This is a genomic window from Coprococcus phoceensis (assembly GCF_900104635.1).
Classification (GTDB): domain Bacteria; phylum Bacillota; class Clostridia; order Lachnospirales; family Lachnospiraceae; genus Faecalimonas; species Faecalimonas phoceensis.
In genome coordinates, this window is record NZ_FNWC01000007.1 from 2,321,916 (window position 1) to 2,339,249 (window position 17,334).

General features: G+C 37.1%; 10 protein-coding genes and 3 pseudogenes. 3 read left to right on the top strand and 10 right to left on the bottom strand.

Annotated elements, in window-relative coordinates; translation table 11 throughout:
- Positions 1–343 precede the first annotated feature (343 nt).
- From BQ5364_RS14610 to BQ5364_RS14640, 7 genes and pseudogenes are all read right to left on the bottom strand, one after another.
- Positions 344–2,099, bottom strand: a pseudogene (locus tag BQ5364_RS14610) (IS1182 family transposase).
- Positions 2,100–2,254: 155 nt separating this feature from the next.
- On the bottom strand, positions 2,255–2,857 hold the full coding sequence (locus tag BQ5364_RS14615) for a hypothetical protein (RefSeq protein WP_004612869.1): 603 nt from the start codon (positions 2,855–2,857) through the stop codon (positions 2,255–2,257).
- Between the two features lie 21 nt (positions 2,858–2,878).
- Entirely contained in the window at positions 2,879–3,412 is a 534-nt protein-coding gene (locus BQ5364_RS14620) for a zinc metalloprotease (RefSeq protein WP_004612870.1), read from the bottom strand.
- A 1,305-nt stretch (positions 3,413–4,717) separates the two neighbouring features.
- On the bottom strand, positions 4,718–5,131 hold the full coding sequence (locus BQ5364_RS14625) for a dUTP diphosphatase (RefSeq protein WP_022249845.1): 414 nt from the start codon (positions 5,129–5,131) through the stop codon (positions 4,718–4,720).
- Positions 5,128–5,898, bottom strand: a pseudogene (locus tag BQ5364_RS14630) (FAD-dependent thymidylate synthase). Before BQ5364_RS14630 ends, BQ5364_RS14625 begins: the two are co-directional and overlap by 4 nt.
- A 291-nt stretch (positions 5,899–6,189) precedes the next feature.
- Positions 6,190–7,769 (bottom strand): annotated as a pseudogene (locus BQ5364_RS14635) (relaxase/mobilization nuclease domain-containing protein).
- On the bottom strand, positions 7,747–8,133 hold the full coding sequence (locus tag BQ5364_RS14640) for a plasmid mobilization protein (protein ID WP_022249849.1): 387 nt from the start codon (positions 8,131–8,133) through the stop codon (positions 7,747–7,749). Before BQ5364_RS14640 ends, BQ5364_RS14635 begins: the two are co-directional and overlap by 23 nt.
- Positions 8,134–8,527: 394 nt before the next feature.
- Between BQ5364_RS14640 and BQ5364_RS14645 the strand changes: the two genes are divergently transcribed.
- The 3 genes from BQ5364_RS14645 to BQ5364_RS14655 all read left to right on the top strand — a co-directional run bounded on the left by BQ5364_RS14645 (position 8,528) and on the right by BQ5364_RS14655 (position 12,612).
- Positions 8,528–8,914, top strand: coding sequence for an MmcQ/YjbR family DNA-binding protein (locus BQ5364_RS14645; RefSeq protein WP_022249850.1), 387 nt, complete (start codon positions 8,528–8,530; stop codon positions 8,912–8,914).
- Positions 8,915–9,027: 113 nt separating this feature from the next.
- Positions 9,028–10,410 carry a hypothetical protein gene (locus BQ5364_RS14650; protein WP_071144536.1) on the top strand — a complete coding sequence of 461 codons (1,383 nt, stop codon included), beginning with the start codon at positions 9,028–9,030 and terminating at the stop codon, positions 10,408–10,410.
- 117 nt (positions 10,411–10,527) lie between these two features.
- Entirely contained in the window at positions 10,528–12,612 is a 2,085-nt protein-coding gene (locus BQ5364_RS14655; protein WP_136017833.1) for a hypothetical protein, read from the top strand.
- Between the two features lie 684 nt (positions 12,613–13,296).
- On the opposite strand, the gene BQ5364_RS14660 is transcribed toward BQ5364_RS14655, so the two are convergent.
- The 3 genes from BQ5364_RS14660 to BQ5364_RS14670 form a co-directional block, all read right to left on the bottom strand.
- Positions 13,297–14,616 (bottom strand): IS4 family transposase, encoded by a 1,320-nt coding sequence (locus BQ5364_RS14660; RefSeq protein ID WP_071144538.1) that lies wholly within the window; start codon positions 14,614–14,616, stop codon positions 13,297–13,299.
- 286 nt (positions 14,617–14,902) lie between these two features.
- On the bottom strand, positions 14,903–16,939 hold the full coding sequence (locus BQ5364_RS14665; RefSeq protein WP_044987410.1) for a heavy metal translocating P-type ATPase: 2,037 nt from the start codon (positions 16,937–16,939) through the stop codon (positions 14,903–14,905).
- Positions 16,940–16,987: 48 nt separating this feature from the next.
- Positions 16,988–17,305 carry a DUF6110 family protein gene (locus tag BQ5364_RS14670; protein ID WP_044987274.1) on the bottom strand — a complete coding sequence of 106 codons (318 nt, stop codon included), beginning with the start codon at positions 17,303–17,305 and terminating at the stop codon, positions 16,988–16,990.
- Between the last annotated feature and the right edge of the window lie 29 nt (positions 17,306–17,334).

Here is a 17,334-nt window from a genome sequence, read left to right on the forward strand (position 1 = left end):
GCAAAAAGATTTAGATGAAGTGTTGTAAATATTCTATCGAACACTTTAATCGATTCTGTAACTCATAAATACAAAGAGAACAGCCTTCCGCAATGGTGGCTGTTCTATGCTTTAAACCACTATCGGCAGAACGTAAAAACATGAATACTCTTGAACAATTACAAGAACCGTTTTATCTTGAATCAAACGTAACAATGCAGGTGAATCAAATTCTCATTCACTGGCATTCTCCGCCTGATAGCTCACATCCATTTTCTCCAATCTGGCTATTCCATTTATCCGGGAGTTTCTCTGCAAATACACGCAAAAACCCCTCAACTGCATTTTCGAAAACACTCTTTTTCTAAGCAGTCTTTTCCTTAGTTTTTCCTTCAAATTTTTTGATCTCTTCATGAAGAAAACGATGATATTTATTGATATTTCTTCCAATCGCATACAGCATGAATTCTTTATAAACCTTCTCTGCTGTTCGGCAGTTGAATCTTCGAAAGTTATCATTTTCTTTGATATCTCCGAAATGTCCTTCTGTCTGAATAGAACGGATCTGACGGTTTAATATTCCCTTCTCACTCTGGATGTTCGCATGGGATTCTTCCTTTAAAGCTTCCCATTGTTCATTGATCTTCATGACCTTATTTTTCTCTGCATCTTTTTCGGCATCATATTTATAGAGACATTTTTCTTTATGTCTGCAGCCGCTGCAATCGGAACATCCATACACCTCAAAGGTTTTGTGTATAACCAGCCTGTTCTTTTTTCTCTGTCCTGATATGATGAAGTTCTCTTCCATCATGGCAGATATAATAAAGTTCATCCTCAAATATCTGCGTTTTCATGTTGTAATACTTTCCAATCTCTTCCGTGTATGCACGTGTTTTCCGTTTTTCATGATTCTGCAGCTTGATATAACTGGAGATTTTATGTTTCTTTAAGTACAGAAGATTCTTTTCACTACAATAACCGCTGTCGGCAGTTACTTCCTCCAAAATTTCTCCAAACGCATTTTTGTGCTTTTCTAACACAGGAATCAATGTATTATAATCTGTCCGGTCATTGCTTACATAAGTCTGGACAATGAAATAATTCTCTACTGCAATCTGGACATTATATGCGGCCTTTAACTGTCCGTTCTTCATATGGTCCTCTTTCATCCGCATAAAGGTGGCCTCTAAATCTGTTTTGGAATAACTGTTCCGATCCTTTCCCATGATTTCAAAACACTCTTTATATCCCATGAGACGTTCACCGCAGCTTTCCAGTTCCTCATATAGCTGCTGGATTTCCGATTTTCTCTTTCCTTTTCCATAAACAAACGTAATGTGTTCCTGCTCTGCGATCTGCATTAGATTTTTCTGAAGTTTCAGAATCTCCAGCGGAGAACAGTTGTCAATTTCGATGATTGTATTATTTGATAACTTTTTATGTTTTGTCAGTTTCCTTGTCCGGTTCTTTTCAATGACATCTCTTACTTTTTCCATTCCTTCTATCACAAACATATGAGCATGGGGAAGGTCATATTTGATGCCATATTCATTTTCGTCAATCAGAGCATTATACTTTTGATATACCGAATCAACGGTATCTAATAATCCTGCAAGGTGGTAGTTCAGTGTTCCTCTCCATACAAACGTATAGCGGTTTGCATTGGCTTCAATTTTTGTTCCATCAATAAATAGAGATTTTAACGTGATGAATCCTTCTTTTTGCAGACGACGAAGAAACTGATAGTTCAGTTCATCCAATACATCAGCGGTTAGTTTTTTGTTTTTAAATTCATAAAAAGCATCCCTTTTCGGTTTTTGGCCTTTGGTAAGCCAGATAAAAGCAAGGTCTCTTTCACATAATTCTACGATACGGTCAACAGCTCTTACCCCACGCATATTTGCGTAAGTAACTACAGCATACATCATAATTGGATTGTACCCGATTCTTCCCTTATCTGAACAATTGGCTAACAAGCCAGAAAAATCTAACTCCTCCATCACTTTTTTCAGGGTATAGACTGGATCGTCATCAGGTAAACTCAATTCAAAGAAACTAAAGTTAATTTTCTGTTGCCCTAATTCAAAAAATTCGTTATAATAATCTTGTTTTTGCATAGTTACATTATAACATGTAACGGAGAAGAGATGGTTGTCGTTAGCCATCTTTTTCTCTTTTTACGGAAAAATTTCAGGGGCAGCTTTGACTCATGCGAGTCAAAGCTGCCCCTGTTTGGAACTATCTATTTCCCGACAGCCGCCTGATTTTTTTATTATTGAACGTATTTAGAAATTTCAGCTATTGCATCATCCAAAGTTTGAGGAGTAGAACGAGTTTTTGCTTCATATCCAAATAAAGAATATTTACTTGCAGAGTATAATGTTTGATCCTCCAAAACTTTCACAGCTCCTTGCGTTGGGTTTAGTGGAGAGTATGGAGTACCTTCAAATGATGCTAAAAATAGCAATTCGGAATCATTTGTGTTAAAATACCCATCGGTTTCGGCTAAAAATGCTTCTGGCATGTTTTCGAAGTCTCCTAATTGTTTCACTTCTAAAATATCACCAATTTCAACATTTCCCTTAATTACATTAGTTACCTCAATTTTAGAAATGGTATATGGTATAGAATCTGTACTATTTCGAGTTTGAGGATCAGTATTTATATTAAGGTTTTGTACATCTTCTGCTTCAAGAACTTTGCCTACAACAATTACATCAGCAGCTTCTGTGATATTACTAACTTCTGGATAATATGGATAGTCTGCTTCAAGAACTTTTGGGGACGATGCAAAATGCCCTACAATTCCAAAGGTAAGTGCTAAACAAAATATAGTACAACAGATTATGATTTTTTTATTATATATTTTTTTCATAAACTCACCTCCTTAAATCCATTAATAAGCACTATTGACACCCGCAATATCATTACTTGTAGGTTTAATCAGAGTGTTTCTATTCCTATCATAATTCATGATTGAAGAATTACCACTAGATGGATTATCATCTAAACAGAAAGCATGACCTAATTCATGAACCAAAACACTTTGCCAAAAATTATCTGATTCGCTTACTAATTCTTTTCGATTTAATTCAATAGTAAACTTACCAGCACGTCCTGAAATAATCCATTGACGATTTTTGGGAGTATATAGACCATACCAAGTATCATTGTAGACACCATCAATAACATAACTATGGCCAGATCCAGGTACAGTTTTAATATTTACTGGTGTATTTGTGCTATTCCAAGCACTTACACTATTCTTGTAAACACTAGAATTTGAAAGTCGATTTTCTACATCTACAGTTGCACTTTTCAAACCTCCATCATAATATATATATGATGCGGCATATACAGCTGTAGAAAAAGAAAAGCAAAATACTAAACATAAAAGAATGCTTGATAATTTTTTTGTTTTTTCCCTCATAAATGCTCCTTTCTACAATATATTGATGGTTAATATTTCTTGCAGCCAATAAGAAAATTCCCATCTTGTTGCTTGAGCTGTATAATGATAGAGTAATAGGTATGTCGGCTTTCTTTCTTGAACTTCATGCCTGTAAAAAAAGACTAATAACCAACTCTTCATTTGCAGCGTTCGTTTTATGCAGGTTGAATTGTCGTAAGCGTATTCTTATCACACCACAGGAGCTTGAATAGGCAATGAATAAATCTAGTACATATCCATTAATCAAATTTTCGTATTTCAAAAGGATAGCAGTAAACACCCATTACCAATTAAGCTGTAATCAAACTCAATAAATATTCTGCAATCGTGGAGTCTGTCAGTACACGCACTCATGAATAAAACTGCTTTAAAACTTTCCCCACACCCTATTGTTATATGATGAAAGATTCCTTTGTTTGATTAGCAATTAATGGCTGCAATTAGGGGGGGGGAGCGTTTCATCCATAAAAGCTATGATTATAATATATTGATATAGATGAATCTAGATTTTATGAAAAAATGGATGTTTTGAGTGAAACAATGCCTCAGGATAATCCTATTTAACAGTTTTTCGATGGGAAACGAGTCTAAAATATGCCTTTTTACGTTTACATAACCGTAATTTTGCAGATTATATGGTATTGTGTAAAAGGATATCTTTTTATTATTTCTAGAATTTGAACAGCTGTATAGCAGTTTCCTTAACCGGCATAAGTGTGAAAGTTTTATTTTGCTGCCTGATTTTCAACCTGTATAAAGTTTTCAATGTTCATCAATTTAGCCATGACTTTTTATTTGTAGGCTTAAATATTATTATTTTCATGTTTTACAGATAGAATTGCAATTCTTATTTATAAATAGTATATAATTTTATTCCTAAAATATCAATGTATTGATGGACAATTTTTGGTATAAATGTTAAAAAAACTATATATTTAACAGAATAGTATATTATAAATGAATAAATAATGATAAATACAAAAAAAGTTGGACAATATTGCGCGAACCGATTGAGAATACAAGAAAAATAAGGAATAAGTTTATTTACTATTTGATAATTTGCAAAATCTTCCAATTTGTAGTGGCTAACTGGTGAGCTTAAGGTAATATAGCAGCATTTCAATCGTTGACTATAGAACGGTTATAAAAACGATTACATGGAATTATACTTATATCATTTGGATATTTCTTTCCAAATATAATCATAGTATTTTTATCGTTTCATTTGCTAATGAAGTGAACCGGTGTCAAGTGATAAAAAAGACACCGGTTTTGATATTTTCGCTATTGACCAGTACTTCCAAAGGAATCTTTATTTCTAGTTTCTCCAAGTTCTGAAACAAAATCTGCAATTAGGATAGGGGTAATGATTAATTGGCCTATGCGGCTATCTTTGCGCAGTATTTGTGGTTCTGTTCCTACGTTGCTGATAATGGCATGGATTTCTCCGCGATATCCGGAAGCGATTGGCAGAAGTTCGCATACCAGGCCTTTGGCTGCCATGCTACTTCGCGGAAACACATATCCTGCAAATCCGTCCGAAATGATAAGCCCAAATCCAAGGGGTATCCGAATAATTTCACCGGGATTTAATGTATGATCATAAGGCATGAAAGCATCAGCGCCGGCATCCTTGGCATGTGGACGGAATGGAAAATGATCTTTTTTCAATCCAAAATCAATCAATTTTATTTTCATGAGAGCGTTCCCCTTTCTGAAAGAATCGGATAATCTACTTTTAAAATATCGATCGGAAACCATAAGGATGGGATCGGATGTCCACAGGACATTTTGCCTTCTCTACAAGCTCCCTTTTGACAAAATGGACTGGTAAGATTTGGAGCAAATAAAGCAGGACTGAGTTCGTAAAGTTTTTGCCAGATATTTAACATGACGATTCTGGTCTCATCTGTATTTCTCCTGCAGGTGCGCTGTCCGATCATATGCTTCCACTGATAAGGAGTTGCACTGATGACTAAAACATTCCTTAATCCCTGGGGAGTAGCATATGCGGCAGCATCATGGCTGATTCCTGTGTTACAGAGCTGTTCATAACAACTCAGATCAGACTGGCAGCTTTTCATATACAAATCTTTGATTTCTTTTCCTGCTATTAAAATTTCATATGGCACTGCGAACATTGCCTTTCCGGAATAATTACTGTACTGTAAAGAAGCGCTCATATATTTTACTTCATTTTAGTGTCTGGTTATCTGTGTCAGAAAACGTCTGCTGGCACCTACTACAGCAACCGTGAATACAGTAAATTTCTGTACCGTAGGATGCGGAAGGGGTGCAATGTTTTTCAGCGTTTCATTACTGAATGATTTCTGATAGAGTTTTAACAGGTCTTTCATGTCACGAATGGTATGTCCATGCTGCGTCAGTCTTGCAGTAAAGACCATATGTTGCTCTGCTTCCCGGATGGCAATGCAGTTTAAGATTTCTGTTTCAATGTGATCCATAGGCCTGTTCCTCCTTTACTAATGCATAACTTCTCGGAATCTTCAGCCCTGATTTTACAAGGCTTCCAGACCCCTGTTTCAAAAAATCACCCACTTTTTTTACAAAAACGCTTGACAAATCGTCAAAAATTTGCGGCGAAGCCGATTGATTATAGTTTATTTCAATCGACTGGAGGCGATTTTTATGTTACCTGTTAATATCGGCGGACACTCCGCCTATCAGGATACTTTCGTATCCGAGTTTCTTAAATTTTATCCCGACCCTTTTTCCCTTCCTAAGAGTACCTGGGATTATATCGTACAGTTTTGGTATCTGGATCTTTCTATGACCGATTCCATCATGCAGGATTGTACTTTTGGAACCTGCATCTGAAGAATTGCATCTACGTTTTTATCTGCAGTTTCCAGTTCTTTTTGCTTTTCCTTTAAAAATTGAACGGAGATTTTTTGAGACTGTATCTTGTCCAACAATATTTTTTTCTGAGATTTCATAATATTCATGGAATGCATTTTTCCATCCGGATAAAATGATTTCAGCCAGTCTCTTGCATCTTCATATGCCTGAATGTCTGTAGAATGCTCTTTACGGAATTTTCCTTTATTCTTGCTTTTTAAAAATTGGGAATAAAGCTCTTTGTGGGCAAAGTATTGTCCGGTATAGCGGATCTGAAGGTTTACGGTTTCTAATTCTGCTGTATATTGTTTGAGCAGATTTTCCGTTTTTTCAAGTTCGTTGGTCATTTGGGAAAGTTGTTTTTTCAGATCTTGCTGCGAGTTATATCCATGTTCCTGAATATAGATGATCGTATTTGCCATCTGTTGCAGATTGGTAATCTTTATTCGATGAGCATAAGCCTGACTTTGCATTGCTTTTACATTTGTCTGGCGATCTACAACCAGCCGTAGATGAGATTGGATACGGAAAATCAGGAAAGGATCCTTATGTAAAAAGATCTGTTCCAGTCGTTCTTTCCCATAACGGGTTCCAAGAGAACGTTCCGTAATCCTTTTATCACGATCTGGATGGAGGTAACTGTATCGGCCTCTTTGTTCAATCACAGAAATATGGTATTCGTCCAAAAGCCTGACTTGAAACTCTTCAAAGTTTTTGGATTGTGCAGCACAGGCTTTGATGGCAGTCCGTAATTCCTGCTTTTGCGTTTGGAAAACGGATGACGATGGCTCCAGTCCATCTGCGAGAATTTTCTTATTTGTCTTTTCCAGTTTTTCCTGTCCGGACTGCTGAGCCATATATTCTTTCTGTGTGATCTTTTTCTCTGCCGGTGACAGCAGATCGATCTGATGCAGGCCTTCCTGAAGACACATATCCATAACTTCTTTTTTGAAATGTTCCAAAAACTTGTCGGTGGAACGGTGTTTATATCCTGCTTCATGATCATGAGGTTGCGTCATATAAGGTTCCCGGTCAGCGGAATATTTCCGGACACTGTTTATTACGATGTGTGTATGAATATTTCCGGATTGATTGTGTCCATCCGTGTGCGTGCCACAAGGGCCTGGTATCCGGGAAATATTTTTCTGGCAAGTTCCAAACATAAGGATTGTGTCTTTTTCCCGGTCAGCCCGCATTCTGTTACATCGGCAGGATCAAAACTGATGATGTAGTGATGGCTTTTGATATCGGAACTTTTTTTATTTTTATGGAATTTTGAATTTGTTATTTCACATTCCTTATCAAAAGACATGGGATCACAGTTGATGCCGTCCATATAATAGTGTTCTCTAAGAATACTTCTGCCTAACTCATCCCTGATCTTTTTCCCTGTGTTTTCACCGTGCTGAAAGAGCAGATAATCAATTGCATCTGTGTAATTTGCATTTCGGCTTTTAATATGTTTTAAGATTGCCATTTGTTTCACCTGCCATTCTCAACACTTTTTTTCTCAGGAGAAAAAGAGCGGAAATACATTGATGGATTTCTTCTTCGACAGCACGAGAACGGTCTCCGCCACTGTTAAAATACCGGGCAATCTGATTCAGGTTAGAACCAATCTTGCCATATTCGCTGACTAGCTTGCGAAGTATTTTTATATCTGCAACAATTTCTATACGATTACAAATTTCTTTTTCTATTAAAAGTTTGCGAAGATACTCTGACCGGGAGACACCCAAAATGGAAGCGTTCTGATCTAAAAGTTCTATTTCAATATCCGATAATCGTACAGCCACAAAATGTGGATGAAGCAGCTCTGATTGTTTTTTACTTGCGTTCATATTCCTCCTTTCGCATTGATTTTTCATCACATAGTGATGCCACTAATGAATATCGGCTGTCCCTTCCGATATTTGAATTATTGATGCGTACACCATTTGGTGGAAGCCGGTTGACGTAGAATACGTCTGATATCGAGGGTATGGGGAAAACGAAATCCCCATCAAGATAAAACTCAGAAGATAAACAGATGCCTGAAAAGGCTATACTGTTTAACATGAGTGGATCTTGCTCTTGAAGATTCAAACCCTCTCACTTATAGAATTTGCGGGAATATAAAATACAAGGTAAGATAGAAAAATAATAAAAAATTATTGTGCAGTGCTTTTCAGAATTTTATAATATTGATATGGATTATTATTACAGGTAAATAAATGTAGCAGGAGAGATGCAGAATTGGAACGAAATGAATTGTTTTGCTGGGTAAAAGAAGTCTATGGAACGAAGCCAGATTATCCGTGGAAGGATTGGAATGCAGTATTGCGTCATTCAGAGAATCAAAAATGGTATGCTGTCATTTTGGAAGTGAATACAAAAAAATTGGGATTATCTGATGAAAGAATGACAGATGTTGTGAATATAAAATGTGATCCGGCATTAGTTGGTTCTTTGAGAAATAGGACAGGATATTTTCCGGCTTATCATATGAATAAAGAAAATTGGATTAGTATCCTTCTGGATGGATCGGTGTCGAGGGATGAGATTCAGAAACTCATAACATTAAGTTATGAGCTTACATCAACTGGAAAAAATAGTAAATTATCAAAAAGAACAAGTGACTAGAAGTGTGTTGTTTTACATGGATGGTACGTTTGTGACATTCTAGATTATATTATACAATTCTCCGGGGGATGCAGTATTTAGGGTATTGGAGAGAGAAAGGATCTGAAGAGGTTATGACAGAATTATTGTCGACTATGTTGGAGAACTTAATATATGATATTACTACTTCCGTCATAAAGAAGCGGCTAGACAGGTATCACTTGAAACGTTTTCTCAAGATGCTTAGAAAAGATATTAGTAAGTTTTGCGAGAAAAATGAGAGCATGTATATTGATTCGAGTGCTTTTGATTACTTCATTCGTAATACAGATTTTTTGAACAAGGTAATCGAGCGGTCGATTGCAACCAAACTTGAAAAGGGAAATAAAGAATTCCTTAGAGATGAGATTAAAAAAGCGAGAGAAATAGCAGTCGCAGAAGGTGTTATGTTTGCAAACAGTGAAGAGCGTGTGATAAAAGACTTATATCACTTAATAATGGATAGGGTAGGTACTTATTATCGTAATAGTCTGTCTGTTGAACAGCGACATATGGTGTCTATATGCCTGAATCAATTTGCGGAATTAGAAGAAGCAGTAAATGCTAATCATAAAGAAGATTGCAAAGAGCATAGAGAAATTCTTAATGCAATAAAAGAGGGAGGAAAACTTAGCAATACAAAAGCGGCATTGATAGCCGATTTGTTATCGAAGGAGCTGTACGAAGGACGGATTCAGGAATTTGGTGATCTTGCAATTGCGGTAAAAGATAAATCTGATGATTTGTCGGTTTTCTACGACTGTTTGTCTCAAATCCTACGTTCAGAGAGATGTGCAGACGCGGTCAAAAGAATAGCTGATATTTCTGATGCGAGAATTAGGGATAACGCAGTTAGAACAGTGCTTCCTTTACTTCTGTTTAGAGACGAAGCTATAGATGGACTGATGGAAGCCACAACTGTGGAATCACTGCGGAATATTGTAGATAGTTTGATAAGTGGCAATAATGAAAGAATCTTTTCAGAAGAGATTACTCTTGATGGCGGTCTTGAAATTCACAATTTTACGCTCAATAAAAAGTTGGTCTATGAGGAAGAAAGACTAATAAAGTTGATTGTCATTTTATCTTTATATGAGAAGCCGATAAGAAATATTCATTTTGCCATGGAAGAGGTAGGAAAAGGAAAGGGAACTCGGTTCACGGATATCTTAATAGCGGATAAGAGGATAGAGGATTTAATAAGCGATAATGCAGATGATAATTCGCAAGAATTAACCACTGTAATAACTCAAATACTGCAGTATAAGGAGATCTATGACGGATTATGCAAAAAAAAACGAAACTTTTACTATGCTGTGTTAGTAAAAGCATATTTGTTAATGGATAAAATTGACGTAGCAGAAAAGTATGTTCCCAAGGATTTGATGCAGGAACGTCCCCTTTCTGATTATGTTTATGCCATAAAAATTGAGAAAAGGGAAGTAGGGTTAAATGAGATTTACGGTTATTCGGTATGAAATGAAGCATATTGGTTGCTAAACAATTATTTTGTATCAAGTAAAAACGAAAAGGAAATAATAGACTTTTGTAGGGAACATGAGGAAATCTTTGAAAAAGATTGGTCGCTGTTTTTCATGTATCAAGGTGCGTTGAAGGTTTTGGGGCTCAATGATGAACGTGAATTTCAATTAAAAAAACATAGCGATGGATTAAGTAATGTATATGAATATTGGAATGAACTGTTGAATTTGTCAGATTTAGAGGAAAATCAGAAGGCGTTTGTTGAAGCGTGTCGTGATGGTAAAATGACATGCTTGTTTAACCATTCAGCTTATCTTATAATTGAGCGTTTACTCAATTTTCATGAATATGATCTTGCTGAATTGTATGTGAAAAAACATGAAAAAATAGGTGAAAAAGGTTTTAGAATAAAAAAATATAAAGCGATTATCCTTCAAGGTAAAAAGAATGATGTAGAAGCTTTGAAGTGGTATAGAGCAGCGTTTGAAGATAATAGCACCGATGAATTGGTTATAGATTCATTGATAACATTATCACTGATGAACAAGCGAAAAGTCAGTAAAGAGGTATTAAATGCAGCAATAAAGACAGATACATCACGACTACATATGCTTGCGGCTGCCTGCTATTTGAATGAGGGCGACATATCAAGAGCGAAGAGTGAAAATATACGTGCTATTTTAATGTCCGGAGAAAGCTATAATCCTGCGTTTGGACAATATATAGCAATTTCGACATCCATACACAGTAATGAAGTAATAACAATAACAGGAATCGAGGCCGATACTGCGGCATGCTGTAAAAAAAATAATGGTAGTCAACGTTGGTTATGTGTATATAAGGATTGTATTCTCCCAACATCTCCATATGTTTGGAATAATGATTATCATATGCATATTGATGATGCTGCTAGGCTAGGCTTTTTAAGAAAGCATACCGGTAATCAAATTACTATAGATAATGATTTATATGTAATTACAGACATAGTGCCGTTAGATTGTTACTTATTTAGAACATGTACAGCGAAAATGACTCAGAATGGATTTGCTAAGGAACTATCTATTCCAGTACAGAATGGAAAAATGGATTCTTCTGCTTTTACAGAAATGATTTCTCAAATCATCCCTGATGAAAGACAGTCAGTTGATTGGCTTGAACAGTATAATAACATTCAAGATGTTCCGTTACCACTGTATACGTATAAAAGATTTACACGTCTTACATATTTTCAGTTTGTAGATGTGATTCTTTCATCTCATGACTATTTTGTTAGGCAGATGATTCATGCATCTAAACCAGCAGAGAAATATGTAATTTCCTTTTCGGCGTTAGTTGCTTTGTATAAAACGGGATATCCGGCAGATAAAATAGGTGAATCTGGCGGAACCATTATGGAATCCACATTGGTACAAGCTGATTCAGATGTTGCAGAGGTCATTAAAGAATATAATAGAGATACTGTAGCTTTTTTAGGGGTTATGGACGAGAAGCTTTTTATTAATCAAGTAGATGAGGCCGGTAAAGATTATTGGCTAAAAGAAGCCGGAGGTTTTAAAAAGTATTGTGAAGCTATACCTACCGTCAAGAGTGATCAGGATTTATCCGGAGAGTTTTTTGGGGAATTTGATAGCAAGGAATTATTCGGGATTTGTGATTATGATGCTATAGCATTTGTTCAACATAATGAAGAGTATTCTTTGGTAATAATTGAAGCAATATTAGCATCTTTGTCACAAAATGAGTTAGTCAATCTAAATGTTATTTCAGTTTCAGATTGGTTGGTTAGACAGCAAATGGATGATTCGAGATTAATTGGGTACTTGCAATCTTTACTGGATGAAGGTTGCTTAATGTCTGTTACTAAAGATGTGATTGATTACATGTCATTAGAAGCATCAAAGAAAGATAGTGTTTCTAAACAGAGAATGTATTTGATGTGGGATGATTTATTAAGTAGAGTTGATAACTTTCCAGATAAACAAAAGGATGTATTTATTCAAGCTGTGTCGGAGATCGTTGCTTCGTTTGGAGATGAGGTAAGAAACATTGATAAAGGTATTCTTCATGTATTGACTAAAAATATACTTTTACTTCGAAAGCAGAAAATTGAATTGTTTATCGATGCAGCAGGGTATTTATCCTTTTCGCTTGTAAACATAGAGTCTGAGGAACAAATGGTGGAAATTGAGGAAAAGTAATAGTTAGTTATCCAATGGTTATGATTTGTGAAAGTATACGATTTAAGAAATGAAACAAAACTGAATAAGTTAAGAAAATTGAGGTGTTAGTAAAAAACGACACCTCATTTCTTTTGCTCAAAACACTATTGAAATTATATATATAAGTTATAATGAACCTATCAGAAACAAAGTGTTTCCGATAAGAATGCATATTCTGCAAGAACTGCACATACGTTCCAATAGAACGGAGTGCTGTTCCGCTTTAAACTGAGCGTAGCTCAGCTATAGTTAATAAGTTACTGTTTTTCAATTCGTCTATCATTTCCAATAAATTCCAAGATATAGGCTTTTGAAGTTATACGACTTAGGCAAGCCAATACAGAAAGAGACCACTGCCTATGAAAAGAATACTATTTTGCGCTTACATTATAGTAGCTTCTCATGGTGATTATTCTGAAAACCGTAGCTTTAACAGGGTTATTTCGATGAATGCTGGTAGCATGAAAAACGATACTTGTAACGAGTAAATGAGTAGAAGGGGCTGTCGGGAAATCAATGTCAATAAGTTAAGGATTGTCCCAACAACTTCATTATGAATGATCAAATAGCTAAGAGCAGATATTTCTGCTTTTGGCTATTTTTGCGCATAGCAAATAAAACAGTCCCATGGGCTGTAAGATTATATATATTTTTTTATTCTTTCTATGCTATTCTATATAAGAAGCTCACTGCTGAGTTAGGACGGATTTTCCGAGGAGCCTTACGCCCTTCTCTTACAGGCAGGATATTCTTTTGAATAAGTGCTTCTAAATTTGGTGGAGGAACCCTGCCCGAAAAAAATTCCCGGCATATCAGCACCGCAACAGTGAAGTTGGCCTGATAAATATACTTCCTGTTTTTCTGTTGGATTACGATCTTTGTGATAATCCTTTCACAAAAGTTGTAGATGATCAGTCGGGCAAAAATTTCCTGCAAGATATACTCCACCTTTTTTGCATGGAAATTCGTTAATCCAATCGTATATTTCAATTCTCGAAAAGAACGCTCAATTCCCCATCTCCATTCATACAGTTTTTTGATTTCTTTCATTGGAAAATCTTCTTCCTCTAGATTCGTAATGATACATTCCATCGTACTTTCTGTAATCGGAAACCGTAAGACACGAAAATGAAGTGTATAAAAGGGATTTTCGATTGGATCCAGAAAATCACATACAGTTTTGTTTGTGAGGAAGCGATATTTATGGGGCTGGCTTTTTATTTCTTTTGTTTGCTTCCTGGTAAGGATTAAGGACAAAGTACAATCAAAAGTTCCATCTTCCGGTATCGGTAAATGTGTAAGAATACCGCGGCTTCCCAGATCTTTTGCACGGATCAGAAATTTCCACCCTTTTTCCTGTGCGTTAGCCATGATGTTATAACTTTCATATCCTCTGTCTGCAATCAGCAGAACCGGCTCCTGCACCTTAGAGCGTTTCAGCATTTCAATAAGCGCCTGTGCCTCGTTTGGATGACGGCCGGGTTGTATGACAGCATCTATATAAATGCGGTTTTTCAGATCATACAGTGCATTTAAATGAAGTTGGTTATACCCCTTTTCACCTCGCTCGATAGAATTATGCCGTCTATGGGTCTCTTTGTCTTTCGGATTGCAGGCGATGGCAAGGTCTGAACCGTCACAGGCAATTAAACGAAATCCCCGGTAAGTACTCAGAGTTGAGAAGGAATCCGTAAAAGTATGGAATAGAAAATCCATTGCATCAGGGAGCAGCTTTTGTCGTTGCTGTGAAAAGGCAGAAACAGAGGGCATATCAGGATAAAAATCCCAATAATCCATCCATTCTTTTGGAACCGTGTTTCCATTCATAGACAAAAGAAAACGGATCGTGTCTGCAAAAGAAATCTTCCGTTTCCTAGAAAAGTCTTTTTCGGGCTGCTTTACAAACAGTTGAGATACTTCCTGCATATTCGAGATTGTGCGAAGCAGATTCTGTTTTAACATAGTAGGTGAGTCATAAAACATACGGGAACCTCCTTAAATAAAAAATATATTCAAGTGGCTTCGCCGCAAATTTTTGAAGATTTGTCAAGCGTTTTTTCTATTTTATTACAAAAAAAGAGTGAGCATACATTTTTGTATTACCCACTCTTTCAAGATTATCTTAACTTATTGACATTGATTAACCGACAGCCCCCTTGCACCACTATTTGTGTTTATATCCTGTGTACAGTGTCATAAAAAGGCATCCTATCATTGCCCATGCCCAAAATCTATGTTTTTTCATATCTTTTCGCCTCCTGGTATGTGACTACAGCAAATCCTGCATACTCTTCAGGCTGATTCCAAGTGTTGACATATTATGGAACAATGCTGACGTAGTCGGCTGTAAGATTCCACTCACCCCAAGTAAAATCAGTCCTGCATTAAAAGTAACAATAAATCGGTAATTTCTTTTGATTCGTTTCATCAGTCCATCGCTCAACTGCTTTAATATTACAAGTTCATATAAGTTTTCTGCACCAATCATAATGTCCGCAATTTCTCTTGCAAGCTCTGCTCCGTCACTGATTGCGACTCCTACATCAGCAGCCGAAAGCGCCGGTGAGTCGTTGATGCCATCTCCGATCATGATGACTTTTCTGCCTTTTGCCTTTTCTTTTTCCACAAAATCAGCCTTATCTTCCGGAAGTACTTCTGAATAATATTCATCTACACCGACTCTTCTTGCAATCGCTGCCGCAGTGTGCTCGCTGTCCCCTGTCATCATCACGATCTTTGAAATGCCTGATTCTCGCAGTATTTCAATGACATCTGCCGCCTCCTCTCGGAGAGGGTCTTCAATGCAGATGACTGCTGCCAATTCTTTTTCAATCGCAAGATACAGATGAGAGTATTCCACCGGAAGTGATGCAAAAAGCGCTTCTTTCCCCTCTGGGATCATACATTTTTCATCCTCAAAGACAAAATGATAGCTTCCGATAATTGCCTTTTTCTCATTGATCATCGTGGAAATTCCGTGTGCAACCATGTATTCCACTTTCGAATGCATTTCCTCATGATCCAATTTTTTCTTCTTGGCAGCGTTCACGACTGCTTTTGCCATAGAATGCGGAAAATGTTCTTCCATGCATGCTGCAATCCGAAGTAGTTCATCCGGATCTTCTCCATTGAACGAAACGACATCCACTACAGTAGGCTTTGCTTTTGTGAGTGTTCCTGTCTTGTCGAACACAATCGTATCCGCCTCTGCCGCTGCCTCTAAAAACTTACCGCCTTTTACTGTAATATTATGCACGCCTGCTTCTCGAATCGCTGAAAGGACAGAAATCGGCATCGCAAGCTTTAATGCACAGGAAAAATCGACCATCAATATGGACAGTGCTTTCGTGATATTACGTGTCAAAAGATAGGTCAGCGCTGTGCCCGCAAGTGTATACGGCACAAGTTTATCCGCCAGATGCTCCGCCTTGCCTTCCAATGCAGATTTCAGCTTCTCCGACTCCTCGATCATTGTGACTATTTTTTCAAATCGGCTGGAGCCGCCCACTGCTTTGACCGTAATCGTCACTTCGCCTTCTTCCACCACGGTTCCTGCATACGCAGAACTTCCTTGTACTTTTCTTACCGGTAGAGATTCTCCGGTAAGAGACGCCTGATTGACCATCGCCTCACCATCTGCCACTGTGCCGTCAAACGGAATGACATTTCCCATATGTACAACAACCTGATCTCCTGCCTGAATATCAGACACCGGAACAAGAATGTCTTGTTCCCCCTGTTTAAGCCATACTTTCCCCACATTCAACGACATTGTTCTCGCAAGATCATCCACTGATTTTTTATGTGTCCATTCTTCTAAAATTTCTCCGATTCCCAGCAGGAACATGACCGAACCTGCCGTATCAATATCATTTCGTAAAATGGAAACCCCAATCGCTGTTGCGTCAAGAACCGGAACTTCAATCTTTCCTTTACACAACACCTTTAAACCCTTATAAATATACTTTAACGATATTGCCGCCGTATAAAGGGCATTTACCGGATATGGAAGAAACCATTTTCTTGCATACCGGAACAAAACTTTATTGATTAACTTTTCCTGATAAGCAGCGTTTAACGCCCTGCCGGAATTTTCTAAAAGTCCCGCCGGCACCTCCGTCTTTTCATAAGAAAATCTCTTCATTTCTTCTATAATGACCTCTCGGTCACCGGTATAGCGAATGACAGCATCCTGCGTGCGCTCATACACTTTCGCTGATGAAACCGTTTTCATGTTGGTTAAAAAATACAGCAAAATATCTGCCTGCTCATAAGTCATTCTGTTTTGCAGAAGATGAATTCGCATTCTGCCTTTCATCTCATGTTTTATGATAAATCTCACTTGCTGTCGCCTCTATTCTGCCACTGTCTCTTCCACAGCTTCTTCCGTAATTTCTTCTGTCTGTGTCTCTTCAAACTCCTGCTCTTCTTTTACTGCTCTTTCTTCATTGATTGCTTTTGCCTCTTCGTAGATGTCTTCTGCATTCTCCTGAATAGTAGTTGCAGTCTTCATGACACATTCTTTTGCTCTAAGCACCGCTGCCGTTCCATTTGTATAAAGTTTCTTTGCATCTTTGCTTGATAATAGCTTGATTCCTGCTGTCCCAAATAACACACCTGCTGCAAAAATACCTGTTTTCTTAAAATTGATACCTTTTAAACAATCTAACATCATAAATACCTCCTAGAATAATTTTATCC

Bases quoted from the DNA above. Each gene is read 5' to 3' on its own strand.
- BQ5364_RS14615 (WP_004612869.1), bottom strand. From the start codon at position 2,857: ATGAAAAAAATATATAATAAAAAAATCATAATCTGTTGTACTATATTT.
- BQ5364_RS14620 (WP_004612870.1), bottom strand. From the start codon at position 3,412: ATGAGGGAAAAAACAAAAAAATTATCAAGCATTCTTTTATGTTTAGTA.
- BQ5364_RS14625 (WP_022249845.1), bottom strand. From the start codon at position 5,131: ATGAAAATAAAATTGATTGATTTTGGATTGAAAAAAGATCATTTTCCA.
- BQ5364_RS14640 (WP_022249849.1), bottom strand. From the start codon at position 8,133: ATGAACGCAAGTAAAAAACAATCAGAGCTGCTTCATCCACATTTTGTG.
- BQ5364_RS14650 (WP_071144536.1), top strand. From the start codon at position 9,028: ATGACAGAATTATTGTCGACTATGTTGGAGAACTTAATATATGATATT.
- BQ5364_RS14655 (WP_136017833.1), top strand. From the start codon at position 10,528: ATGTATCAAGGTGCGTTGAAGGTTTTGGGGCTCAATGATGAACGTGAA.
- BQ5364_RS14660 (WP_071144538.1), bottom strand. From the start codon at position 14,616: ATGTTTTATGACTCACCTACTATGTTAAAACAGAATCTGCTTCGCACA.
- BQ5364_RS14665 (WP_044987410.1), bottom strand. From the start codon at position 16,939: ATGCGAATTCATCTTCTGCAAAACAGAATGACTTATGAGCAGGCAGAT.
- BQ5364_RS14670 (WP_044987274.1), bottom strand. From the start codon at position 17,305: ATGTTAGATTGTTTAAAAGGTATCAATTTTAAGAAAACAGGTATTTTT.